This is a genomic window from Pseudomonas sp. M30-35, from assembly GCF_002163625.1.
In the GTDB taxonomy this organism is placed as follows: Bacteria; Pseudomonadota; Gammaproteobacteria; order Pseudomonadales; family Pseudomonadaceae; genus Aquipseudomonas.
Map to the genome: position 1 here is coordinate 1,736,610 of NZ_CP020892.1, position 23,304 is coordinate 1,759,913.

General features: G+C 55.9%; 27 protein-coding genes, 1 pseudogene and 1 riboswitch. Of the genes and pseudogenes, 24 read left to right on the forward strand and 4 right to left on the reverse strand.

The features are described 5' to 3' along the window. The first annotated feature begins 84 nt into the window (after positions 1-84). A complete protein-coding gene (locus B9K09_RS08125) occupies positions 85-1,266 on the forward strand; it encodes a CaiB/BaiF CoA-transferase family protein (RefSeq protein ID WP_087516334.1) in 1,182 nt (393 codons plus the stop codon). Between the two features lie 7 nt (positions 1,267-1,273). Here B9K09_RS08125 and B9K09_RS08130 read toward each other — a convergent pair whose 3' ends face one another. From B9K09_RS08130 to B9K09_RS08145, 4 genes are all read right to left on the reverse strand, one after another. Next, positions 1,274-2,008 (reverse strand): serine protease, encoded by a 735-nt coding sequence (locus tag B9K09_RS08130; protein WP_087516335.1) that lies wholly within the window; start codon positions 2,006-2,008, stop codon positions 1,274-1,276. Between the two features lie 184 nt (positions 2,009-2,192). Then, positions 2,193-2,693, reverse strand: a complete 501-nt coding sequence (locus tag B9K09_RS08135) for a SprT family zinc-dependent metalloprotease (protein WP_087516336.1) — start codon at positions 2,691-2,693, stop codon at positions 2,193-2,195. A 114-nt stretch (positions 2,694-2,807) separates the two neighbouring features. Continuing rightward, complete coding sequence (locus B9K09_RS08140; protein ID WP_087516337.1) at positions 2,808-3,407, reverse strand: Yip1 family protein; 600 nt, start codon at positions 3,405-3,407, stop codon at positions 2,808-2,810. A 165-nt stretch (positions 3,408-3,572) separates the two neighbouring features. Then, a complete protein-coding gene (locus B9K09_RS08145) occupies positions 3,573-4,181 on the reverse strand; it encodes a DNA-J related domain-containing protein (RefSeq protein WP_087516338.1) in 609 nt (202 codons plus the stop codon). Positions 4,182-4,372: 191 nt separating this feature from the next. On the opposite strand from B9K09_RS08145, the gene ttcA reads away from it, so the two are divergent. The 23 genes and pseudogenes from ttcA to B9K09_RS08260 all read left to right on the forward strand — a co-directional run bounded on the left by ttcA (position 4,373) and on the right by B9K09_RS08260 (position 23,293). Continuing rightward, positions 4,373-5,197 carry a tRNA 2-thiocytidine(32) synthetase TtcA gene (gene ttcA, locus B9K09_RS08150; RefSeq protein WP_087516339.1) on the forward strand — a complete coding sequence of 275 codons (825 nt, stop codon included), beginning with the start codon at positions 4,373-4,375 and terminating at the stop codon, positions 5,195-5,197. 95 nt (positions 5,198-5,292) lie between these two features. Next, positions 5,293-5,964: pseudogene (locus B9K09_RS08155) on the forward strand (DNA-3-methyladenine glycosylase I). Between the two features lie 59 nt (positions 5,965-6,023). Beyond that, positions 6,024-6,812, forward strand: coding sequence for an NAD-dependent deacylase (locus tag B9K09_RS08160; protein ID WP_087516340.1), 789 nt, complete (start codon positions 6,024-6,026; stop codon positions 6,810-6,812). A gap of 45 nt (positions 6,813-6,857) precedes the next feature. Then, complete coding sequence (locus B9K09_RS08165) at positions 6,858-7,457, forward strand: C40 family peptidase (RefSeq protein ID WP_087516341.1); 600 nt, start codon at positions 6,858-6,860, stop codon at positions 7,455-7,457. Positions 7,458-7,694: 237 nt separating this feature from the next. Continuing rightward, positions 7,695-8,240, forward strand: a complete 546-nt coding sequence (locus B9K09_RS22780) for a C40 family peptidase (RefSeq protein ID WP_371917438.1) — start codon at positions 7,695-7,697, stop codon at positions 8,238-8,240. Between the two features lie 41 nt (positions 8,241-8,281). Then, positions 8,282-8,800, forward strand: a complete 519-nt coding sequence (locus B9K09_RS08175) for a C40 family peptidase (RefSeq protein ID WP_087516343.1) — start codon at positions 8,282-8,284, stop codon at positions 8,798-8,800. Positions 8,801-8,868: 68 nt separating this feature from the next. After that, entirely contained in the window at positions 8,869-9,531 is a 663-nt protein-coding gene (locus B9K09_RS08180; RefSeq protein WP_087516344.1) for an O-methyltransferase, read from the forward strand. 9 nt (positions 9,532-9,540) lie between these two features. After that, positions 9,541-9,861: a hypothetical protein gene (locus B9K09_RS08185; RefSeq protein WP_087516345.1), complete on the forward strand. Its 321-nt coding sequence runs from the start codon at positions 9,541-9,543 to the stop codon at positions 9,859-9,861. Positions 9,862-9,946: 85 nt separating this feature from the next. Further along, a riboswitch (cobalamin riboswitch) is annotated at positions 9,947-10,177 on the forward strand. Positions 10,178-10,306: 129 nt separating this feature from the next. Continuing rightward, entirely contained in the window at positions 10,307-12,157 is a 1,851-nt protein-coding gene (gene btuB / locus B9K09_RS08190; RefSeq protein ID WP_087516346.1) for a TonB-dependent vitamin B12 receptor, read from the forward strand. A 66-nt stretch (positions 12,158-12,223) separates the two neighbouring features. Then, the gene (locus tag B9K09_RS08195; protein ID WP_087516347.1) at positions 12,224-12,796 is read left to right on the forward strand and encodes a hypothetical protein; all 573 of its coding nucleotides are present in this window, start codon (positions 12,224-12,226) and stop codon (positions 12,794-12,796) included. Further along, positions 12,793-13,404 (forward strand): cob(I)yrinic acid a,c-diamide adenosyltransferase, encoded by a 612-nt coding sequence (gene cobO / locus B9K09_RS08200; protein WP_087516348.1) that lies wholly within the window; start codon positions 12,793-12,795, stop codon positions 13,402-13,404. The genes B9K09_RS08195 and cobO overlap by 4 nt, the downstream gene beginning before the upstream one ends. Then, positions 13,401-14,693 (forward strand): cobyrinate a,c-diamide synthase, encoded by a 1,293-nt coding sequence (locus B9K09_RS08205; RefSeq protein ID WP_087516349.1) that lies wholly within the window; start codon positions 13,401-13,403, stop codon positions 14,691-14,693. The genes cobO and B9K09_RS08205 overlap by 4 nt, the downstream gene beginning before the upstream one ends. Then, positions 14,690-15,334 carry a 5,6-dimethylbenzimidazole synthase gene (gene bluB / locus B9K09_RS08210; protein WP_087516350.1) on the forward strand — a complete coding sequence of 215 codons (645 nt, stop codon included), beginning with the start codon at positions 14,690-14,692 and terminating at the stop codon, positions 15,332-15,334. The genes B9K09_RS08205 and bluB overlap by 4 nt, the downstream gene beginning before the upstream one ends. Beyond that, positions 15,334-16,131 carry a cobalamin-binding protein gene (locus B9K09_RS08215; protein WP_371917439.1) on the forward strand — a complete coding sequence of 266 codons (798 nt, stop codon included), beginning with the start codon at positions 15,334-15,336 and terminating at the stop codon, positions 16,129-16,131. The genes bluB and B9K09_RS08215 overlap by 1 nt, the downstream gene beginning before the upstream one ends. Then, complete coding sequence (cbiB, locus tag B9K09_RS08220; RefSeq protein WP_087516351.1) at positions 16,128-17,036, forward strand: adenosylcobinamide-phosphate synthase CbiB; 909 nt, start codon at positions 16,128-16,130, stop codon at positions 17,034-17,036. The genes B9K09_RS08215 and cbiB overlap by 4 nt, the downstream gene beginning before the upstream one ends. Then, the gene (cobD, locus tag B9K09_RS08225; RefSeq protein WP_087516352.1) at positions 17,029-18,021 is read left to right on the forward strand and encodes a threonine-phosphate decarboxylase CobD; all 993 of its coding nucleotides are present in this window, start codon (positions 17,029-17,031) and stop codon (positions 18,019-18,021) included. The genes cbiB and cobD overlap by 8 nt, the downstream gene beginning before the upstream one ends. A 53-nt stretch (positions 18,022-18,074) precedes the next feature. After that, positions 18,075-19,538, forward strand: a complete 1,464-nt coding sequence (locus B9K09_RS08230; RefSeq protein WP_087519032.1) for a cobyric acid synthase — start codon at positions 18,075-18,077, stop codon at positions 19,536-19,538. A 42-nt stretch (positions 19,539-19,580) separates the two neighbouring features. Then, the gene (cobU, locus tag B9K09_RS08235) at positions 19,581-20,102 is read left to right on the forward strand and encodes a bifunctional adenosylcobinamide kinase/adenosylcobinamide-phosphate guanylyltransferase (protein ID WP_087519033.1); all 522 of its coding nucleotides are present in this window, start codon (positions 19,581-19,583) and stop codon (positions 20,100-20,102) included. Beyond that, positions 20,099-21,154, forward strand: coding sequence for a nicotinate-nucleotide--dimethylbenzimidazole phosphoribosyltransferase (gene cobT, locus B9K09_RS08240; protein ID WP_087516353.1), 1,056 nt, complete (start codon positions 20,099-20,101; stop codon positions 21,152-21,154). Before cobU ends, cobT begins: the two co-directional genes overlap by 4 nt. Then, a complete protein-coding gene (cobC, locus tag B9K09_RS08245) occupies positions 21,151-21,759 on the forward strand; it encodes an alpha-ribazole phosphatase family protein (protein ID WP_087516354.1) in 609 nt (202 codons plus the stop codon). Before cobT ends, cobC begins: the two co-directional genes overlap by 4 nt. Then, positions 21,744-22,478, forward strand: a complete 735-nt coding sequence (locus B9K09_RS08250) for an adenosylcobinamide-GDP ribazoletransferase (RefSeq protein ID WP_087516355.1) — start codon at positions 21,744-21,746, stop codon at positions 22,476-22,478. The genes cobC and B9K09_RS08250 overlap by 16 nt, the downstream gene beginning before the upstream one ends. Positions 22,479-22,501: 23 nt before the next feature. Beyond that, positions 22,502-22,771: a hypothetical protein gene (locus B9K09_RS08255; RefSeq protein WP_087516356.1), complete on the forward strand. Its 270-nt coding sequence runs from the start codon at positions 22,502-22,504 to the stop codon at positions 22,769-22,771. A 78-nt stretch (positions 22,772-22,849) separates the two neighbouring features. Next, complete coding sequence (locus B9K09_RS08260; protein WP_087516357.1) at positions 22,850-23,293, forward strand: MarR family winged helix-turn-helix transcriptional regulator; 444 nt, start codon at positions 22,850-22,852, stop codon at positions 23,291-23,293. The last annotated feature ends 11 nt before the right edge of the window (positions 23,294-23,304 follow it).

The following is a 23,304-nucleotide window of genomic DNA, read 5'->3' on the forward strand; positions in this document are numbered from 1 at the left end:
CGCTGAGTAAAATTGGCGCTTAATCCGTCAAACCTGCTCAACGATGATTGTGTGGCGCTGAATAATCAGACTCAAGGAGTTGCTATGACCGGTCCGCTCGCTTCGCTCAAAGTGTTGGACTTTTCAACCTTGCTGCCGGGGCCTTTTGCCTCGCTGCTGTTGGCTGACATGGGGGCGCAGGTGTTGCGGGTTGAGTCGCCTACGCGGGTCGACCTTGTACGTATTTTGCCGCCGCATGTCGATGGTGTCTCAGCCAGCCACGCTTATCTCAATCGCAATAAGCGCAGCATTGCCTTGGATTTGAAACAAGCAGCCGCGGTTGATGTGGTCAAGCAACTGGTCATGGAGCATGACATTGTGCTTGAACAGTTCCGGCCCGGGGTGATGGATAAACTCGGTGTTGGCTATGAAGCGTTAAAGGCGATAAACCCCAGATTGATATACGTCTCTATCACCGGTTACGGGCAAACCGGGCCGTACAAGGACCGCGCTGGACACGACATCAACTACCTGGCACTGGCTGGCGTTGCGAGTTACACCGGGCGCAGCGAATCCGGGCCGTTGCCGCTTGGGGTGCAGCTCGCCGATATAGCGGGCGGTTCGCTGCATGGCGTCATGGGGCTTTTAGCTGCGGTTATTCAGCGTAATGTCACTGGCGAAGGCCAGTATGTTGATATCAGCATGACGGACTGCGCCTTCAGCCTCAATGGCATGGCCGGTGCGGGCTATTTAGCCGCGGGGGTTGAGCCGGAGATGCAAAAGCAGGCGCTTAACGGCGGCAGTTTCTATGACTATTACCGCACACGGGATGGCCGCTGGATTTCAGTAGGGAGTCTGGAGCCGCAATTCATGCAGCAGTTTTGTGCGGCAATTGGTCGTCCAGAGCTGGCTTTACGGGGTCTGACACAAAAACCAGAGGATCAACAGGCCCTTAAGCGGGAGCTGGAGATCGAATTTGAAAAGCACGATTTTGATGAGCTGTGTCAGCGCTTTTCGCAAACCGATGCCTGCGTTGAGCCGATGCTCAATCTATCCGAAGCCTGTGAACATCCGCAGCTCAAGGCCCGAGAAGTGGTCATAGACGTGCCGCGTGAAGGGCAGGCGGCGCAAAAACAGTTGGCCTGTCCAATCAAGTTCTCCTCAGGTCTACCCGCGCCCCGGCATGTTGGGGCTGAGGTCGGTGCGCATACGACTGAAGTGCTCGCTGAACTCGGTTATAGCGAGCAGCAAATTGCAGAGTTAAAGGCCAGCAAAGCTGCAATCTGAAACCCGTTTACGCTTGGGTAAGGGTCATCAATACATCGGCGTACCAGGTGCAATTGAGCCCCAGCGCTTCATCAAGCTCAAGATCACGGGTGCCGACATCAAGACGAGCAGAGTGAATGCCCAAAAGGACCCAGGGTAATTCACCGAGCGCTTGCTTTTGTGCCGAAGTCGCACGCATTACCACGGGGGCGCCACTGATGCCACGGTGCGTGCGGGCATCGCTCAAGAAATAGCCTTCGCCCTGAAATCTGAGGCCGAATGATGATGCGATAACCGCCTGCCTGACCACGGGAATATGGTGCAAGGTGTCGTGAAAGCCCAGTGGGAAGCCCACCACCAGCAATGAGCTGCCGACTTCTACCTGATCCAATGAGTGCTGCAAATGCGCGGGAGTGAAAGCCTGATAGAACATTTTTTCAGGCAAGGCCGCGCGATTGAGTTCGATCACCGCGACGTCAATTTCTCCGGTGGCATCCTCGGCCTGACGCCAGATACTTTTGCCATCCAGGTACAAAGGGACCGAAAATCCGATCGACTCTGCAATGTTGTCCACATCGGTGTGCAACTCGATTTCAATGCGATTGGGATAGTGCTCGGTGGCCGCGTCGACCACCACGTGACGGCTGGTCACTAAAAATAGTCGCTTATCACGCTCAAAGAAAAAGCCAGTTGCGTTGGTCAGTTGACGGTCCTGATCAAATGTCCACAAGCGGGTAGCGGTAAGCAAAATGGGTTCGATCATTAGCCTGTCCTTGCGCAATTAGAAATTGAGTATGCACGTTCGAGACCGCGCATGGAAATTGCCCAGCAGCGCATTTATGGGGCAGGCCAAGGCCCGTGTGGCCGTTGACGCGAGACCTGCGTAACGGGGCTCAAGCATGCAGCGGCTTCGCGAGGACAATAATTATTAGATGCGGTGGCGAGGGTTATTCGACGCGCTGCTCGCCAGTGAAGCTCAGCGTGACTTTACAGCGTCGACAGAAATAGCGCCGACCTTTAGCAACCAGCGCATGGCGTTGGGCAGAGAAGGGGAACTCACCTTTGCTGTCCGGGCAAGTGCAGCGGTAGATATAACGCTGCACTTGGCGACGCTGGACCGCATAGCTGTGGCAGCGATGAGGCGGCAGTTCGTAAACGCCACGCATGATTAGTTGCCACTCTTCGCCGTGGGCCTGAATGCTTAACCCAAATAGATGATGGGCAATCAGGTGGGCGACTTCGTGGGCAACGGTTTGCGTTAGAAAGTCTTGCTGGTTATCACGGTACAGTTGCAGGTTAAAACGCAGCTTGTTCTCCGTGAGGTGGGCGACTCCAGCCTTTTGTCCACGCAGCTTGAAACTAACTTCCGGGCGCGGAAAGGGTTGCTTGAAGAAGGCCTCAGCTTGTAAGTAACAGGCTTCTACGCGGTCGTGGATCTGGTCGGGCATAGGCTTCACAGCAACTAATCAGAGGCCCAATTATGCCCGTGCCAAGCCGTTCTGGCAGCTGTTAAACGACGAAACCACCCGTGGGTGGTTTCGTCAGATGTTTTCAGCTATTGATCAACTGGTGTATTCCGGGCCAATGCCTATCCCCCAAAAAATGACCGATGCGGCAATCATCGCCACCAGAACCACCAAACCAACGGCGAGCACTGAACTTGAGAACATAAACCCCTCGTCCTCAGGAATGCTCATGAAGGTTGGAATACCCACGTAAAGCAAGTACACCGTGTAGCAAATGGCTATTGTGCCAAGTATCAAACCCAACCACATGTGCGGATAGAGTGCAGCCAAACCTCCTATAAACAGTGGGGTCGCGGTATAAGCGGCAAACACCACGCAGCGGGTGAATGATGGCGTGGCGTCATAGGTGCGCGCCATCCAGTGAATAAACGCGCCCATGACTGCAACCCCTGCAAGCATGGCGATATAGGACATGATCGTGAGGTACAGTGCGCTACTTTCGGTCAGCATCACCGGTTCGCGCTGGCCGATTGACCAGCCTACCTGCGTGGTTCCGATATACGCCGATACTGCGGGAATCGCCGCGAGTACCAGGACGTGGGTGAGATACATGTGGCTGATGGATTCTTCTTCGCCACGTATTTCTTGCCATTCTTGGTCGGGATGGGTGAAGAGCCCCCAAACATGGTGGATCATACAGGCACCTCCTCTTGTTATCCGGCCGCCCCCCAGCGGAGTGCCCGAGACGCGTGGGCAGCGTTGCCGGGTACAGGCCAATTTAAATGCGACCGTATGTCGCAGTATAGGCAAAGACTAGAAAAGGCAAGGGCAATACCCTTAGAGCAAATAGGTATTTAGAACTCACTGGTAATAGCGAGTGAGAATTTCCATGGCCTTGTTGATCGACTGCAAGCGCTGCGTATTGCCGCCCCGGTCCGGGTGATGAATGCTCACTAATTGGCGATAGCGCTGCTTGATCCGCACTAAATTGAGGGTTTCAGTGCTGTTTTGGAGTTCGAATAGCTCAAGGGCGGCCAGTTTTTCATCGCCGCCTTGCATACGCGTCCAGAAACTCACCAATAGCTTTTCAACATCGCGTTCTTCAATACCGCTCAAGTTGGCCATGTCCAGGTAATAGCTGCGCAGTGGGTCATGTTCGCCCAAGGTTTGCTGCCCCGATTGCGGGTCGACTTGAAAGGGGCGTAACTCGATCAAGATTGCGCTGATGTGTAGATCGGCGCTTTGTTGCTGCCAAAGCTGATCGCGCAGGCGATAGAGCGCGTTAAACAATAGGAAATGGGTGCGAAACAAGGCCAGTTTGTCGGTCAACGGCACGTTGGGGATATGCGTTGAGTTCAGGCTTTTCAGCTGCTGAATAAGCGCGTACTCGCTAAGCCCTTCGGGTGCAGCCTGTAGCAGGCTCAGTAGCTGCTCGGGTAAATCGAGGTTTGGGTCAAGAACATCAGTCATGGGCTAAGCCTACCAACTGTGTCGCCAGCTCGCAGCGAGTGATCGAGTTGAGCGCCGGTAACTGTGTCCAAAGTCTCATTTGTCACTTGCGCGGCTAAATCGCTGCATCAGGCGATTAATGGGGTGGGGCGGCGCGCACAATCTAGGTAAACTGTCGGGCTTTAGTATTTCTATGCGGACACCAGCGCACCATGGGCACCCTCTCGGTCAATCAGAACAAACTGCAAAAACGTCTGCGTCGTCAGGCTGGCGAAGCTATTGCCGACTACAACATGATCGAAGATGGCGACAAGGTGATGGTGTGCCTGTCGGGCGGTAAAGACAGTTACACCATGCTCGATGTGCTGCTGCATTTGCAGAAAGTAGCGCCGATCAAGTTTGAAATTGTCGCAGTGAACATGGATCAAAAGCAGCCAGGTTTCCCTGAGCACGTGCTGCCAGCGTATCTGGAGTCGATTGGCGTGGCGTATCACATCGTCGAGAAAGACACCTATTCAGTGGTCAAGGAAAAGATACCTGAAGGCAAAACGACCTGTTCGCTGTGCTCGCGCCTGCGTCGCGGCACTCTTTACACTTTCGCTGATGAAATTGGCGCAACCAAAATGGCTTTGGGCCATCACCGTGACGATATTCTGGAAACCTTCTTCCTCAATATGTTCTACGGCGGCACCCTGAAAGCCATGCCGCCCAAGCTGCGTTCTGACGACGGGCGCAACGTGGTGATTCGTCCGCTGGCCTACTGCAACGAGGCGGACATCGAAGCCTATTCGACGTTGAAAGAGTTCCCGATCATTCCGTGCAACCTGTGCGGCTCGCAAGAGAACCTGCAGCGCCAGGTGGTCAAGGAAATGCTGCAAGAGTGGGAGCGCAAAACCCCTGGGCGCACCGAGATCATGTTTCGCTCACTGCAGAACATTGTGCCGTCGCAATTGGCTGACCGAGCGTTGTTCGACTTCGCCAGCTTGAAGATCGATCAGGATGCGACGCCGCGCTTTGTTGATGTAATGAACCTCTGAACCTCTGAATCGCAGCTGCCTCTATTTCCAGTCTGCAAGCAAAGGCTCGCAGGCGGCTGCGTTAAAGTCGGACAAACTCTTGGCAAAGGTAATCAATGCGCGACTACAAATGGCTTAACGAATATTGCCTGAATCGTTTTGGTTCTGCCGCCGAGCTTGAAGCCCACTTGCCTCAACCTGCGTCGGCTGAGTATCTACGCAGCATTACCGATGACCGCTACTTGTCGGTGATGAGTTTGCGGGTGTTTCGTGCTGGGTTGAGGCACAGTGTGATTGATGCCAAATGGCCTGCCTTTGAGCAGGTTTTCTTTGGTTTTGACCCCGAGAAAGTCGTGCTGATGGGCGCTGAGCGGATTGAAAACCTGATGCAGGACGCACGGATCATTCGTCACCTTGGCAAGCTCAAGAGCGTGCCGCGTAACGCTCAGTTTATTCTCGATGTGCGCCACGAAAAGGGCAGTTTCGGTGAGCTTATTGCCGGTTGGCCGGTGGCTGATATTGTTGGCTTGTGGAAGTACATCGCCAAACAGGGTGCGCAAATGGGTGGTTTGTCCGCACCACGGTTTTTACGCATGGTCGGTAAGGATACCTTTGTGCCGACCAATGACATGGTCGCCGCGCTAAATGCGTAGGGCATTATCGATAAAGTCCCGACCAGTCTCAGAGACCTTGCCACGGTGCAGGCGGCTTTTAATACTTGGCATGAACAAAGCGGGCGGCCGCTGTGCCAGTTGTCTACGATGTTGGCGTATACGGTTAATCACTGAGTGCGACTATTTGCCGCGACGGCGCGACGGCGCAACGGCGCAACGGTAAGGAGTCAACGATGCTGAGCGATATCGAGCAACTGGCCCGGGCGTTCAATTGCGCCGAGCGCGTGTTGATTATCACCGGTGCAGGACTTTCAGCTGATTCAGGCTTGCCGACCTATCGTGGCGTTGGCGGCCTCTATAACGGCAATACCAGCGAGGGTTTGCCGATTGAGGCCGCACTTAGCGGACCGATGCTGCAACGTGACCCGGCGCTGTGCTGGAAGTATCTGGCTGAGCTTGGCCGTGCATGTCTTGGCGCACACGCTAATGCGGGGCACCGGGTAATCGCTGAGCTGCAAAGACTCAAGCCGCAGTGTTGGTTGCTAACGCAGAATATTGATGGCTTTCATCGCGCGGCGGGTAGCCCGGATGAAAGACTGATCGAAATTCACGGCCAGCTTGCACCGCTTTACTGCCAGTCATGCGGGCAACTTGAGCATGATCTGGCGGCTTGCCTAGAGGCTCAATTACCACCGCGGTGTCGGCAATGCGCTGGCGTCTTGCGACCGCCAGTGGTGTTGTTTGAAGAGATGCTGCCGGAAAAAGCGCTCGACTCACTTTATCAACAGATCGGTCAGGGCTTTGACTTGGTGCTGACAATCGGGACCAGCGCGAGCTTCCCATATATTGTCGAACCCGTGCTGCGAGCCCGTGCCGCTGGCAGCTTCACGGCGGAAATAAACCCTGCACGAACTGAGCTAAGCGCTACGGTTGATGTGTATTTGCCAGGAAAGGCCTTAGATGTTTTGCCGGAGCTGCTAGGTCACATTTCAGGCGATAGAATTTGCAAATCGACGCTATAGAAGGCATAGTCTCGCGAATTTATTGAATTCGACACGGCTGTGCCCATGCTAAAACGCTTCGCACCCCTCGTGCCTATTGCACTCACGGTTCTTCTGGCGGCCTGTGCTAGCCAGGCACCACAACCTCAGATTACCGAGCCTGTGGCGTTCTCCGACAATACTGCGACGGAAGACTTTACCGACTTTACTGATGCGCTCGCCGAACAGAAGTCTTACCAGCTACCGCAGTTAGCCGACTCTATTCTAGAGCACGGTCTTTCCTTGGTTGGTACGCGCTATCGCTGGGGCGGCAGCACTGTTAAATCGGGATTCGATTGCAGTGGCTTTATCGGCTATTTGTTTGAAGAAGAAGCTGGCATGCAGTTGCCACGTTCTACCCGCGAAATGATTAACATCGATGCGCCGATAGTGAAGCGCGATGAGTTGGAACCAGGTGATTTGGTGTTCTTCAGCACCAATGGCCGTGGCCGCGTTAGCCACGCCGGGATTTATCTGGGGGATGATCGATTTATCCACTCTGCCAGCCGGCGCAGTGGTGGGGTTCGCGTAGACAGCCTGCAAAGTCCCTATTGGAAGCGAACCTACATGGAAGCCAAGCGCGCACTGGCGATGGCTTCAACCGGGCAGGGAGTTACTGTCCGCTAATTTGTTTGTGCAAAGGCGCTTCGGCGCCTTTTTTCATTTTTGTTGTGCCGGTTTCATCGTTGTCTGACACGTTGATGGGGCTGGGGCGGTAGGTATTTTTTTAGCATCCGCAACCGCTGTTGCTGCTCAGGTTTTGTAATGCGTAAATCTCTATTAAGTTTGCTGTTTTGTTGCTCGTTTGGGTTGCTTGCGAGCTTTTCTGTACATGCCACAGATAAACACGCCAAATCAGAAAGAATGTCTCTGGGTAACGCTGCTGCGGTAGTGGGCCGCGCCCAGGAATTGATCGGTGTGCCTTATCGTTGGGGCGGCACCAATGTTCGCCGTGGTTTTGATTGCAGTGGCTTGATCGTTTACCTGTTTGGTAGCGAGGCGAATATCCACCTGCCGCGTACCACTGCGCAGATGATTAAGATGAAGGCCCCTAAAGTCGCCAAAAACGACCTGCGCGCCGGGGACGTGGTGTTCTTTAACCACAACGGCAATGGTCGCGTAAGCCACATTGGCCTGTACATCGGTGAGGGGCGTTTTATTCACGCACCCCGTACCGGTAAGACCATCCGTATCAGTAAGTTGGGTAACAGCTATTGGTCCCGCCACTATATTGGGGCCAAGCGCTTCCTCAACGGTGAGGGTTCGCGCAATCAGCCAATGTTGGCTTCGCGTGCTCGCTCGGGGCTAAATCACAAGGCTGGATTTTCGCGAACTGTGCTCTCTGCGCATAAAGCTTCTCGCAGCCAACCCGTGCTCGCATCACGCTCACGCTTGCGTCATAAGCGATAGCACGGCAGAGTAGGCGCATTAGGGAAGAAGGTGCGCCTCGCATGACTCGAACGATCCGCATTGTATTGATCTCACTTGCAGCGCTGCTCAGCGCCTGCTCCAGTCATCCTCCGGCATCACAGCCTGTCCCTCGAATAACCAATCCCGCCGCCAATGGCAATGCCGATGATGTGCTGATTCGTGCAATTGGCTTGGTCGGCACGCCATACCGTTATGGTGGTAATACGCCTGACGGCGGCTTCGATTGCAGTGGTTTAATTGGTTTCGTCTACCGAGATGTAGCGGGTATCAGCTTGCCACGCACCACTTCGCAACTGAGCCAAATGCGCGGGCAAAACGTGAGTCGCAGCAATCTGCAAAGTGGTGACTTGGTGTTCTTTGCGACCAGTGGCGGCAGCAGAGTCAGCCATGCGGGAATCTATGTGGGTGAAGGCCGGTTTGTGCATGCGCCCTCGAGTGGCGGCACCGTGCGCCTCGACAGCCTGAGCAATCGTTATTGGCAGGGTGCCTATCTGGATGCCAAGCGCGTATTTGGCCCTGAGCTTGCGCACAACATGTGAGAAACCGCTGAAAACTACCGTGTTAGAAAGCCCTGTCGGGCGCTAACTGATGGCGAGCCGGAAAGATAATGACCAACCGAACGCTCAATCTTGATCAGTTGTTGTACCAATACTTGCTCGATGTATCGCTGCGCGAATCGGTGTTGCTTAAGCGCTTGCGCGAAGAAACCGCAGAGCTGGCCAATGCGCGTTGGCAAATAGCACCTGAGCAAGGTCAGTTCATGGCGCTATTGGTGCAGTTGCTTGCGCCAAAGTGCATTGTTGAGGTTGGTACCTTTACCGGTTACAGCGCCATATGCATGGCTCAGGCAATGCCCGCTGGCGGCCAGCTTATTTGCTGCGACTTGCCTGCGGATTACAATGCCATTGCCGAGCGTTATTGGCAGCAAGCTGGAGTTAGCGAATGTATTGAGCAGCGCTTGGCGCCAGCCCTGCAAACCCTGGCTGAGCTTGAAAATGAAGGGCTCACCGAGGCGGTCGATATGATTTTTATCGATGCCGACAAAGCCAATTATCCGCAGTATCTGGAGCAGGCGCTGCGCTTGCTCAAGCCCGGTGGTTTACTGCTTTTCGATAACACCCTGTGGAGCGGTCGAGTGCTTGAGGTTGCGCCTGAAAGCGCTGATACGCGGGCTATTCAAGCGCTTAACCTGCAACTTAAAAATGATCCACGGGTTGACCTGTCGATGCTGCCAGTGGGTGATGGGCTGACGTTGTGCCGTAAGCGCTAAACAGCTTCTATGCCTGAACCTATTCGTCTGCCGCCCCAGCCCGAAGCCTGCGAGTTATGTGCGCGCAATGCGCTGTTAACCCGTCATCATTTGATCCCCAAGTCGCTACATAACAAACCCTACGTGCAAAAGCGCTACGCCAAGAGCGAGCGCATAACGGCCACCTTATGGTTGTGCCGCGCTTGCCATAACCAAGTACACCGCTTATTCAGCGAAAAAGAGCTGGCGCTGACCTACAACACGCGCGATAGCCTTTTGAGTGATGAGCGCCTGCGCACCTTTGTGGCCTGGTTGGCGGACAAACCTGCTGGCTTTCATCCGCGTCACTGACTTCAATTCGGTGGTTTTCTGCGAAATCAGGTAATCGCAAGCCGTCTGTGCATTGTTGTTTGACCTTCTGCTCGCAAGTCACTACTCTGCGCGGCTTGCTTCAGGTGCCTTGTATTTACAGGGTGAAACAGGGAAGTCGGTGCGTTTCGCGTGTTCACGCCAAACTATTCCGACGCTGCCCCCGCAACGGTAAACGAGTCAAATCAAACGCTTTTTCAACCACTGTGCATCTGCATGGGAAGGTGCGTTTGTAGCTGTGCTGGTAACAGCGCGCTGCTCGTAAGCCCGGAGACCGGCCTGTCGCAATTTCACGGCATCGCGGAGGGCTTTGTCGGGCGTAGCACCGTCTTGTGCGTCTTTGCGTGCCTGTGGTTAATGCGTCCGCTGTTCTCCGTATGTCTTTCCCAGCCTAGGTCGCACGGGTGAGAGCGGCGGAGCATATACGATGAACAGTAAGTCCTTTTTCACGTCAGCAGCAGTTCTGTTCTGCGGCGTTTCCAGCGGTTCGCAGGTTTTCGCAGTAGAACCGAACCAGCTTGACGATACCGTGGTTACCGCCACGCGCACGGCGCAAACAGCTGAACAGAGCCTGTCTGCCGTGACTGTATTTGACCGTGCAGAAATCGAGCAAAGTCAGGTCAACTCTGTACCTGAGTTATTGCGCAAAGTCCCGGGTGTTTCGTTGGCCAACAATGGTGGTCCGGGAAAGTCGACCTCGCTGTTTATGCGCGGCACTGAGTCTGATCATATTTTGGTGATGATCGATGGGGTCAAGGTTGGCTCTGTCAGCTCGGGCGGCGCAGCCTTGCAGGACCTGCCAATCGAGTTGATCGAGCGTGTTGAGGTGGTGCGCGGCCCACGCTCTAGCCTGTATGGCTCAGAAGCGATTGGTGGAGTCATCCAGATTTTTACCCGTAAAGGGCAGAACGGCGGTGCCAAACCGTTTTTCTCGGCAGGTTACGGCACCCATGACACCTACACCGGCAGCGCAGGTGTTTCCGGTGGCGACGACAAGGCCTGGTACAGCGTCGGGGTCAGCAGTTCGGACACCGACGGCATCAATGTCAAATCGGCAAATATCAACGGCTATGAAAGCGACGACGATGGTTATCGCAACCTGTCGGGTAGCTTGAGCGCCGGTTACCGTTTCGACAACGGCCTGGAACTTGATGGCAACGTGCTTAAAGCCAAGTCGCATAATGATTACGACAGCGTCAGCCGTAGCCGCACTTCAGGTTTCAACGCCAATGCTGATGGCGAGACCAACGTTTACGGTGCGCGTGCGCGTTTCTCTCCCTTCGATATCTGGCTGGTTACTTTGCAAGCCGGGCGCAGCGAAGATAAGTCCGACAGCTACACCGACGGTAGCTTCGAGTCCCGCTTTGACAGTCGCCGCGATACCGCCAGCTGGCAGAACGATGTAACCATTGCTGATGGCCAAACCTTGACCATGGGCACTGACTACCAGCGCGACGAGATCAACGGCAGCACCGACTACGACAGTGACTCGCGCGACAATAATGGCTACTTCGTTCAGTACCTGGGTGATGTCGGGCGTCATGACTGGCAAGTGGCACTGCGCCGCGATGATAACCAGCAATTCGGTGATCACCAGACAGGCAATGTTGCCTATGGCTTTGCCCTGACTGACTGGTTGCGCAGCACCATCAGCTACGGCACTGCATTTAAGGCGCCGACGTTCAACGAGTTGTATTTCCCCGATTATGGCAATCCAAACCTGGATGCTGAAACCTCGGAGAGCCTGGAAATTGGGCTGACCGGTCAGCACGATTGGGGGCACTGGTCGATTAACGCTTTCCGCAATGAAATCGACGACCTGATTGCTTATGACTCCTCAATTCAAGGCCCGTCAAACGTCGATAAGGCACGAATCAATGGGGTTGAACTGGTGGTGGCCAGCCAGCTGCTAGGTTTCGACTGGAACGCAAACTACACCCTGATGGATCCGGAAAACCAGTCGGGCGGGGCCAATGATGGCAACGAATTGGCGCGCCGGGCCAAGCAACTGTTCAACCTTGATGTGGATCGCCGGATAGGCAAGTTCAGCATCGGTGGCAGCGTGCATGCCGAAGGCCAGCGTTACGACGACTTGGCCAACACCAAGGAGCTTTCGGGCTTCGCCACGGTTGATCTACGCGGTGAGTATCGCCTGACCGAGGAATGGCGCCTGCAAAGCCGCATAGCGAATTTGCTCGGTGCCGATTATGAAACTGCCGAGGGCTACAACCAGCCAGGGCAGGCCGTGTATTTCAGCGTGCGTTACCAAGCGCTCTAGCGGATAAAACCACTAAGGCAATGCCCGGAACGTCCCAGGGCGTTCTGGTGCAACCCACAGGAGAAGATGATGAACCTTTCACCGCGTAACCAGTTGCTGGTCGGCATTGCACTTGCTGCCTTGATGGCCATGACCCGTGGTCAACATTTCGCCACGGTCAACCTGCCCAGCGCATCCTGGGCTGTGTTCTTTATGGCAGGTGTGTTGCTTAAACCGCGCTGGGTATTTCCTGCGTTGTTTGTCGAGGCTTCGTTGCTCGATATGGCTGCTGTGCAATGGGCGGGCGTGAGTGACTGGTGCATGTCACCTGCTTATTGGATGTTGATCCCAGCCTATGGCTCACTCTGGTTGGGTGGGCGGTTGTATGCCGGTATGCACCGTCATCAACTGAGTAACCTGTTATTGCTGGCTGCAATTGCCTCGGTGAGCGCTTTTGTCTGTTATCTATTTTCAGGTGGCGGGTTTCTGTTCTTCTCGGGCCGTTACCCGGACCCAAGCCTGGCCCAACTGGGTGAGCGTATTGCGGTTTATTACCCGCGCAATCTAATCAACCTGGCCTTATATGTGGGCGTTGCCTGTGTTTTGTTTGTCGGCCTGCATGCCGCATTTTCTGACCGTCAGCGTGAGGTGCAGTCGTGAGTGAGTCCAATGAGCGTGATACTCGGCATAAGGTCCGGATGGAGCGCAAAAAAGCCCTGATCGATGAAAAAATTGCTCAGGCACAAGACGAGTATGGTTTGTTGTTGGTGCATACCGGCAACGGCAAAGGTAAAAGCAGCTCCGCCTTCGGCATGGTCGCCCGAGCCCTGGGGCACGGTTATAAAGTCGGTGTGGTGCAGTTCATCAAGGGCGCGGCGAGCACCGGTGAAGAGAGTTTCTTCCGCCGTTTTCCGGATGAAGTCAGTTACCACGTCATGGGTGAGGGCTTTACCTGGGAAACTCAGGATCGTCAGCGCGATATCGAAAAAGCCCGTGAGGCCTGGGCGGTAGCTGCACAGTTATTGCACGACCCGGAAGTTGCGCTGGTGGTACTGGATGAGCTCAATATTGCGTTGAAGTACGGTTATCTTGAGCTTGAAACTGTGCTGGCGGATATCGAATCCCGGCCGCTGTTGCAGCATGTGGTTGTGACCGGGCGCGGCGCTCTGCCGGGGATGGTAGAGGCGGCGGATACCGTGACCGACATGACGCTGGTCAAGCATGCCTTCAAAGCGGGGGTGAAAGCGCAGAAAGGGGTTGAGTTTTGACCGCCCGCCAGTGCCCGGCATTGCTGATCGCTGCGCCTGCTTCCGGGCAAGGCAAGACCACGGTTACTGCTGCGCTCGCGCGCTTGTATTCGCGGCAGGGCAAACGGGTTCAGGTGTTCAAGTGTGGGCCTGATTTTCTCGATCCGATGATCCTTGCGCGCGCTTCCGGTCAGCCGGTGTACCAGCTGGATTTATGGATGGTCGGAGAGGTCGAAAGCCGGCGTTTATTGTGGCACGCGGCGGGCGATGCCGATTTGATCCTGATTGAAGGGGTCATGGGCCTGTTCGATGGTTCGCCATCTGCAGCCGACCTTGCCCGGCATTTTGCGGTGCCGATCATGGCGGTCATTGACGCCTCGGCCATGGCGCAAACCTTCGCTGCACTGGCCCATGGTTTGGCCACTTTTCAACCGGGGTTACCTTTCTCTGGGGTCTTGGGCAATCGCGTTGGCAGCGTGCGTCACGGGCAAATTCTGGCCGATGCCTTACCAGAGTCTATTCGCTGGTATGGCGCTTTGCCGCGCAGTGCCGACATCGAATTGCCAAGCCGTCACCTGGGTTTGGTTCAGGCCGATGAGTTGACTGATCTGGATGCCCGGCTGGATGTAGCAGCAGATGCGCTGGCCGCCAGTGCGCAAGTCGAACTGCCGCCGCCGGTTGATTTTGCAGCACCTGAAGTGCATCCGGTTGAGCCGCTGTTGGCTGGTGTGCGGATTGCGGTCGCGCGCGACGGCGCATTTGCCTTTTTGTATCAGGCAAACCTCGATGTATTACGCGAACTGGGCGCCACCCTGTGCTTTTTCTCACCGCTCAAGGACAACGCTTTACCGCCGGCGGATAGCCTGTATTTGCCGGGTGGTTATCCAGAACTGCATTTGCAGCAGTTGGCAGCGAACCAGGCAATGGCCACGGCGATCAGGCAGCATCATGCCGCGAGGAAACCGATATTGGCCGAGTGCGGCGGCATGCTCTATTTGCTTGAGTCCTTGACCGACAAGCAAGGCGAGAGCGCTGCAATGCTGGGGTTGCTGGATGGTCGTGCGACCCTGCAACCACGGCTGACAGCATTGGCTTTGCAAGAAGTTGAGTTGCCTGAAGGGCTGTTACGCGGGCACACCTTCCATCACTCATCGCTTGAGGGCGAGCTGCCTGAGATCGCTCGTGGTGAGTGCCCGAACTACCGGCGCACCCGTGAGGCGGTCTATCGTCAGGGGCGACTGACCGCCTCGTACATTCATTTCTACTTCGCCTCTAATCCTCGCGCTGTTGCAGAGCTGTTTCGGCCATGAGTGAACATGCCTACAGCGCAGCAGAGCGCGCCGCGATCTACCGAGTCATTGCCGAGCGACGTGATATGCGTCACTTCAGTGGTGGCCAGGTCGCGCCTGAACTGTTAGCCAAATTGCTTGAGGCTGCGCATCAGGCGCCGAGTGTTGGTTTGATGCAGCCTTGGCGATTTATCCGTATCACCCAGGCGCAAACCCGCGAGGCGATCGCCGGGTTAGTCGAGCAAGAGCGTGTGCGCACGGCCGAGGCGCTTAATGAGCGTTCTGAGGAGTTTATGCGCCTCAAGGTCGAGGGCGTTCGTGACTGCGCTGAACTGTTGGTGGTCGGCCTGATGGACCAGCGCGAAGCGCATATTTTTGGTCGCCGCACATTGCCAGAGATGGATTTAGCCTCTCTGGCCTGCGCAATTCAGAATATGTGGTTGGCTGCACGTTCTGAAGGTTTAGGGATGGGGTGGGTGTCACTCTTTGATCCTTTTGCACTCGGCAAACTATTGGACATGCCCGCTGGCAGTAAGCCGCTTGCCGTTTTGTGTCTTGGACCCGTGCACGCGTTTTATCAGCAACCCATGTTGCAGGAGCAAGGTTGGGCGCAACCTCGTGAGCTGAGTGAACTGCTTTTTGAGAATCGATGGGGAGCGTGATGGTAGGACCACAACGCATAGTATGTTTGTCTACGGAAACCTGTGAAACCCTGTACTTGCTCGGCCAGCAGTCGCGTATTGTGGGTATTTCCGGCTTCACCGCACGACCGCCGCAAGCCCGCAAGGAAAAGCCCAAGGTCAGCGGCTTCACCAGCGCAAAGCTGGAGATGATTATCGCCCTGCAGCCGGACTTGGTGCTTGGCTACAGTGATTTGCAGGCGGATATCGTTGCAGACCTGGCCCGAGCAGGGCTGGAAGTTCACCTGTTTAATCAGCGCGATATCAATGGCTGCTTACGCATGATCGAAACCCTTGGCGCGCTGGTGCATGCCAATGATCGCGCCAGCCAGTTGATCACTGAATTAATGGCGGGTCTTCAGCAGATCCGCCAAGGTGCAGAACAGTTAGCGTTTCGCCCGAAGGTTTACTTTGAGGAGTGGAACGAGCCCTTGATCAGCGGTATTGGCTGGGTCAGTGAGTTGATTCAACTGGCTGGCGGTGAAGATTGTTTTGCTGAACTGGGCCATTTCAAGGCTGCCAAGCAGCGAATTATTGCCGACCCGGACGAGGTGGTGCGGCGCGCTCCTGATCTGATCATCGGTTCATGGTGCGGCAAGCGGTTCCGCCCTGAACAGGTGGCTGCGCGTCCGGGTTGGGAAAAAATACCGGCCGTGCTCAATCAACAGCTGCACGAGATCAAATCGGCAGATATCCTCCAGCCCGGTCCTGCTGCGCTCACCGATGGCGTGCAGCAGTTACAGGCATTGATAAGAGGTTGCGTAGAAGCGCGAGGATGAGTTTGTTTTTGAGCACTGTTGCAGGTGTTGCCGCGGATGCAATTTTTGGTGAGTCCAAAGGTTGGCATCCGTTAGTGGCGTTCGGTCAGTGGGCCGAGCGAATTGAGCAACGGTTTAATCCGTCAGGCGCTGGCTGGCGCAGTCATGGTGTCAGCGCATGGTGCCTTGCCGTGTTGCCGTTGACCGGTCTGGCTTGGCTGCTTAGCCAGGTCTCAGCCTTTGGCTGGTTTGTCGAGATTGTTGCGCTTTACGTGGCGCTGGGCTTGCGCAGCCTGGGTGAGCATGCGCGGCCTGTCGTGCAAGCGTTGCGCCTGGGTGATCTCGGCCTGGCTCGCGAGCGTGTAGGTTATATGGTCAGTCGGAATACGGCGCAGCTTGACGCTAATGGTGTGGCGCGTGCGGGCACCGAATCGGTGTTGGAGAACGGCAGTGATGCAGTGTTTGCCACGCTGTTCTGGTTCATCATCGCAGGGGCGCCAGGGGTGGTATTGTATCGCCTAAGCAATACCCTGGACGCGATGTGGGGCTATCGCAATCAACGCTATGAACGCTTTGGTTGGGCCGCGGCGAAGATTGACGATGCACTCAATTACATTCCTGCGCGTCTGGTTGCGCTGACGTATTCATTGCTCGGCAATACCCGTCTGGGCTTGCGTTGCTGGCGTCAACAAGCACCGCTGTGGGACAGCCCAAATGCGGGGCCGGTCATGGCGGCCGGGGCGGGCGCCTTGAATGTGCAATTGGGCGGCGCTGCGCAATACCACGGCGAGATTCATCAACGTCCTGAGTTAGGCGCTGGGCCACAGGCGCGCGCCGCCGATATCGAGCGGGCGCTTAATCTGGTCTGGGGTGGCGTGTTGCTTTGGCTGCTGCTGTTGGGCGCGTGGGAATTGTTCAGTGCTTGAGCACGGTGGACGCTTGCGTCTGGCCGCGCTGCAATTTGGCATCGCGTTGCCGCAGTGGCTGGATTTGTCTACCGGTATCGCGCCCTATGGCTGGGCGCTGCCCGATATTCCTGCGTCCGCGTGGCAACGATTGCCAGAAACTGAAGACGGCCTGGAGGCTGCGGCACGTGATTATTATGGCTGCAGCACGCTGTTGCCTGTGGCCGGCTCGCAAGCTGCGATTCAGGCGTTACCGCGTTTGCGGCGTAAATCAATTGTCGGAATGCTACCGCTGGCCTATGCCGAGCATGCAGCTGCATGGCGCCGTCACGGGCACAAATTGCTGAGCTTTAGCGAGGCCAGTATCAATCGCGCGCTCAATCGTCTGGATGTGCTGGTGTTGATCAATCCGAACAACCCGACCGGGCGTCTTATCGAGCCGGAACAACTACTCGCATGGCATTCGCGCCTCGCTGAGCGCGGCGGTTGGTTGGTGGTTGATGAGGCGTTTATCGACTGTACCCCAGAGCAGAGTCTGGCCCGCTTCAGCCATCTACCGGGGCTGATTGTATTGCGTTCGTTTGGCAAGTTTTTCGGTATGGCCGGTGTGCGTTTGGGCTTTGTCCTGGCGCAGCAACACTTGCTGCAAAACCTCGCCGAAATGCTCGGGCCATGGCCGATTAGCGGTCCGACTCGGGTGGTGGCAACGGCGTTGCTAAAGGATGTTTCGGGCCAGTCAGCGCAACGCCAAAGGTTGCTGAGTGATTCCCAGCGGCTTGCTGACTTACTGGCAGCGCAAGGTTTGCCAGCGCTTGGTGGCTGCCCACTGTTTCAGTGGGTGGCAACTGAGCGGGCGCCACAATTATATGAATATATGGCCAATCAAGGCATTTTGTTACGTCACTTCGAACAGCCGGAAAGTCTGCGCTTTGGACTGCCCGCCGGTGAATCGGGCTGGCAGCGTCTGTGTACTGCGCTTGAGGCGTTCAATGAGAGTTTGGGATGAATAACAATCAGCAGCCGAACGGCGCAGGCTTGATGATGCAAGGCGCTACTTTAATGGCGCAAGGCACTACTTTGATGGTGCAGGGTACGACCTCTGACGCCGGTAAAAGCACCTTGGTGACAGCGCTGTGTCGCTGGTTGCAGCGTCAAGCGGTGAGTGTGGTGCCATTCAAACCGCAAAACATGGCGCTCAATAGCGCCGTGACTGCCGATGGTGGCGAGATTGGCCGGGCGCAAGCTGTGCAAGCGCAGGCCGCAGGCTTGGCGCCGCACACTGATATGAATCCGATACTGCTCAAGCCGAGTAGCGATACGGGCGCCCAAGTGATTATTCATGGCCGGGCAATCAGCAGCATGGATGCGCTGGCGTATCACGACTATAAAAAGGTCGCGATGAACGCTGTGCTGGAGTCGCATCAGCGCTTGCGCAGCGCCTATCCAGTGATCATGGTCGAAGGTGCAGGCTCTCCGGCGGAAATCAACTTGCGTGAGGGCGACATCGCCAACATGGGCTTTGCCGAAGCGGTCGACTGCCCGGTTATTCTGATTGCTGACATCGATAAAGGTGGTGTGTTTGCCCACTTGGTCGGCACTTTGGCGCTGCTATCGGAAAGCGAGCAAGCGCGGATCAAAGGCTTTGTGATCAATCGCTTTCGTGGCGATATCGCGCTGCTGCAACCGGGTCTTGATTGGTTAGAGGCGCGCACCGGTAAGCCGGTGTTGGGTGTGCTGCCGTATTTGATGGATTTCCACCTTGAAGCCGAAGATGCAATAGATACCCGGCAAATCAATAAAGCAGAGCAGGTGCTGCGGGTTATCGTGCCGGTCCTGCCGCGTATCAGCAATCACACTGACTTCGATCCGCTGCGCTTGCACCCACAAGTCGAACTGACATTTGTCGGACCGGGCCAGCCGATACCCGCCGCCGATTTAATCATCCTGCCGGGCTCGAAAGCCGTGCGCGCAGACCTCGCATTTTTGCGTGAGCAGGGCTGGGACGAGGCGATCAATAAACACCTGCGTTACGGCGGCAAAGTGCTGGGTATTTGCGGTGGCCTACAAATGCTTGGCAATAGCATTGCTGATCCACATGGGCTCGAAGGTCTCCCTGGCGGCAGTCCGGGCCTTCGCTTGTTGGCGATCGACACTGTGCTTGAATCGCACAAGCAATTACGCAATGTGTCTGGGCGCATACGTGCAACAGGCGAGGCGATTAGCGGTTATGAAATCCATGCGGGCGTTAGCTTGATTTCCCCTATGCTCGCACCGGCTATTGAGCTTGATGATGGCCGGGTTGATGGGGCTGTCAGCGCCGATGGACAGATTATGGCGACTTATCTGCATGGTTTGTTTGAGTCAGCATCGGCTTGTGTCGCATTCCTCCAGTGGGCGGGTTTGCGAGAGGTCGAAGAAGTTGATTATCACGCCTTGCGCGAGCGCGATATCGAGCGTTTGGCCGATATGGTGGAGGCGCATCTTGATTGCGCCGTGCTTAAAAAATTGTGCGGATTAAGCTGATGCTTATTTACCGATGTGGGACTACCGATGTGGGGCAGCGCTATGCATGAATTAATTCTCGGTGGCGCCCGCTCTGGCAAAAGTCGCCTAGCCGAACGCGTGGCTGAGGAGTCGGGGCTGGCGGTGACTTATATCGCTACCAGCGAACCGCTTGATGACGAGATGAGCCAGCGCATTGCCCATCATCGCCAGCGTCGTCCGGCACATTGGCGATTGATTGAAGAGCCTTTGCAGTTAGCCAAAATACTGCAGGAAAATGCCGCGGCTGATCGCTGTTTACTGGTTGATTGCCTGACGCTGTGGCTGAGTAATCTGCTTATGTTGAACGATGATGCGCGCATGCAAGGTGAGATCGATCAGTTGCTTGAGTGCATCGAGGCACTACCCGGACGCGTCATTATGGTGAGCAATGAAACCGGTCTTGGTGTGATTCCGCTCGGCGAGCTGACCCGGCGTTATGTCGACCAAGCGGGGTGGCTGCATCAGGCACTCGCTGAGCGCTGCCAGCGCGTGGTGTTTACCGTCGCCGGTTTGCCAATGGTGCTCAAAGGAGCTGCGTTTTGAGTGAGTCATGGTTGCAGCTTGCCTGTTGCCCGCTGAATGTAGCGGCGCAGCAGGCGGCACAGGATCGTCAAGCGCAGCTGACCAAGCCAGCGGGCTCCTTGGCGCAGTTGGAGCAGGTCGCGGTGCGCCTGGCTGGGCTGCAAGGGCGTGAGAAGCCTGCGGTTGAGCATATCTGGATCAGCATCTTCGCGGCTGATCACGGAATTGCCAGTGAAGGTGTCTCGGCTTATCCGCAAGAGGTCACCGGGCAAATGTTGCGTAATTTTGTCGGCGGTGGCGCAGCCATTAATGTGCTGGCCCGCCAGTTGGCCGCACAGCTTGAAGTGATTGACCTCGGCACGGCGACTGCACTTGAGGCTTTACCCGGCGTACGTCATCTGGCCTTGGGCGCGGGCACGCAGAGCTTTTTACATGGCCCGGCGATGAGCCAAGACCAAGTAACCCAAGCACTTAACGCCGGGCGTGATGCTGTGCTACGCGCTAAGTCCGCGGGTACTGAGCTGTTTATCGCAGGCGAGATGGGCATTGCCAACACCACTTCCGCTTCGGCGCTGGCCTGTTGGTTGTTGCGGTGTGAGGCGTCAGCGGTGGTCGGCCCCGGCACTGGTTTGAATGCTGAGGGTGTCCGGCATAAGGCTCAGGTGATCGACACGGCATTAGCGCTGCATCGCCCGCAGATAACTGATGTGGTTGATGGCCTACGGCGTTTGGGCGGCTTTGAAATTGCTGCTTTGGCGGGTGCTTATCTGGCGTGTGCGCAGCAAGGCATAGTGGCGCTGGTCGATGGTTTTATCTGCACAGTGGCCGCCTTGGTCGCGCAACAGTTGAATGCAGATTGCGTGCACTGGTTATTCTTCGCGCATCAAGGCGCTGAACCTGGGCATGGCAAGGTGTTGCAAGCGCTCAATGGCCAGCCTTTGTTGAATCTGGGTTTGCGCCTGGGCGAGGGCAGTGGCGCGGCCTTGGCAGCACCGCTGCTGCGCATGGCTTGTGCGCTGCATAACGATATGGCGACTTTCGCTGAAGCTGCTGTTTCCGGGCGATCAGCATGACATTGCAGCTGGATTTACTGCGTCATGGTGAGACCGAGCAAGGCGGTGGCTTGCGCGGCTCGATTGATGATGCATTGACCACCACCGGTTGGGCGCAATTGCGTGAAGCTCTCGCAGCTGCGCTGAGTGAACAGCAGAGCCAGCCTGTGTGGGATCGCGTCGTCAGTTCACCGCTGCAACGTTGCGCCCGCTTCGCCGAAGAAGTTACCCGGATGCAGGGCATTCCTTTGAGTTTCGACCCTGCCTTGCAAGAGTTGCATTTCGGTGACTGGGAAGGCCTCAGCAGTGCAGAACTTATGCAGCAGGACGCTTCTGGGCTTGGTCAGTTCTGGGCTGATCCTTATGCGTTCACACCGCCCAATGGTGAACCGCTGAGCCAATTTGAAGCGCGTATATTGGCCAGTGTGCAACGCTTGCAGCAAGCCCATTCCGGCGAACGTGTTTTATTGATTACCCACGGCGGAGTGATGCGCCTGTTGTTGGCGCGGGCGCGAGGCTTACCACGCAGCGATCTAATGCAGGTCAGTGTTGGTCATGCGCAGCTGGTTAAACTGGCGATAACGCTGGACGGAAAATTGCGTGAGCGTATATGCAAGAATTCATGATCGCACTGCAGTTCCTGACCCGCTTGCCGATCACCCTGAAGCAGATGCCCAGTGCTGAGCAAAATGGTCGTTCAGCACTGTATTATCCGCTGGTTGGTCTGCTGATCGGCGTGGTATTGCTGCTTACACAATACCTGCTGGGAGGAGTGCCTACGCTGTTGCAAGCTGCACTGCTTTTAAGCATATGGGTGGCGATCACCGGCGGTTTACATCTTGATGGCCTGGCCGACAGTGCTGATGCTTGGGCGGGTGGTTTTGGCGACAAGCAGCGCACACTCGAGATCATGAAAGATCCGCGCAGTGGCCCAATTGCCGTGGTGGTTGTGTTGTTGCTGTTGCTACTCAAGTTTACCGCGCTGGTTGCCTTGCTCGATGCCGGGGCAAGTTCAGCGCTGTTGTTGGCTCCGCTTTTGGCGCGCAGTGCTTTGCCTTTACTGTTTTTAACCACACCCTATGTGCGCAAGGGCGGCTTAGGTCAGGCGTTGTCGACACACTTGCCGCGTCAGCAGTTGCTGTGGCTGTTGGTGGCAGTCGTGGGATCGGTGTTGATATTTATCTCAGGCGCTTGGTTGGCAGCGTTAACGGCTGGAGTGGTTTTTGTTCTGTGTCGCTGGCTTATGCTCAAGCGCCTGGGCGGTACGACTGGCGACACTGCCGGAGCGTTGCTCGAGATAATGGAGTGCGCGATAGTGGTTATCCTGGGTTGCACCGTTAACTGACCGACATCTCGAAGGATTTGCCTGTGTCTGAGAAAATTATCATCGCCGTGGTCGTTATCGTTTCTCTGGCGGCGCACTATTGGCTTTATCGCTGGGTGAAATTCAAGATTGACGAAGGTGTTGTCCTCAAGTGCCTTGAGGATGCCAAAACCACTTCAGGTGACGCGCACCTGAGCAGCCAGTCGATTGCCCAGCATACGCAAATGAAACTGCAACGCGTCGCGACGGTTTGTCAGCAAAGCCCTAAAATTCAACACTCGCCAGGCGCTGAAGACACTTGGCAGCTTGCCTAGCTAGGGCAGCCTTCAATTACTCGTTATACGGCTCAATTTAATTTGCTTTTCGGTTAATGCGGGTATATACCCCTATCTATGTTATCGACTCCATGCTTATGTACCCAGTTGCGCCGTGCCTCGCGCGGTGTCAGCAAGTTATATGACGATGCGCTAAGCGCTATCGGGATCAATGTTGCCCAGTATTCGCTGCTTAAGCATTTGCAGCGCCTTCAGCAACCGAGCATTAGTGATCTTGCACAAGCGTTGGGGCTTGATCGCAGCACGCTAGGGCGCAACCTGCGGGTGCTTGAGACAAAAGGCTTGGTCGTGATGCAAGAGGGGGCCGATCAGCGCAATCGTATCGTCATGCTGAGTGCGTGTGGGGAGCAGGTAATCAAGGCGGCGTTTGCTGCATGGCAGGGTGTCCAGCAGTTACTCGTCGAGCGTATGGGGGCAGAACAGGTGGATGAATTGAGCAACTTGCTCAATAAGTTGCAAACACTCGACCAGTTGCAAACGTTCGACACGGACCCCGATTGACCGCAGATCAC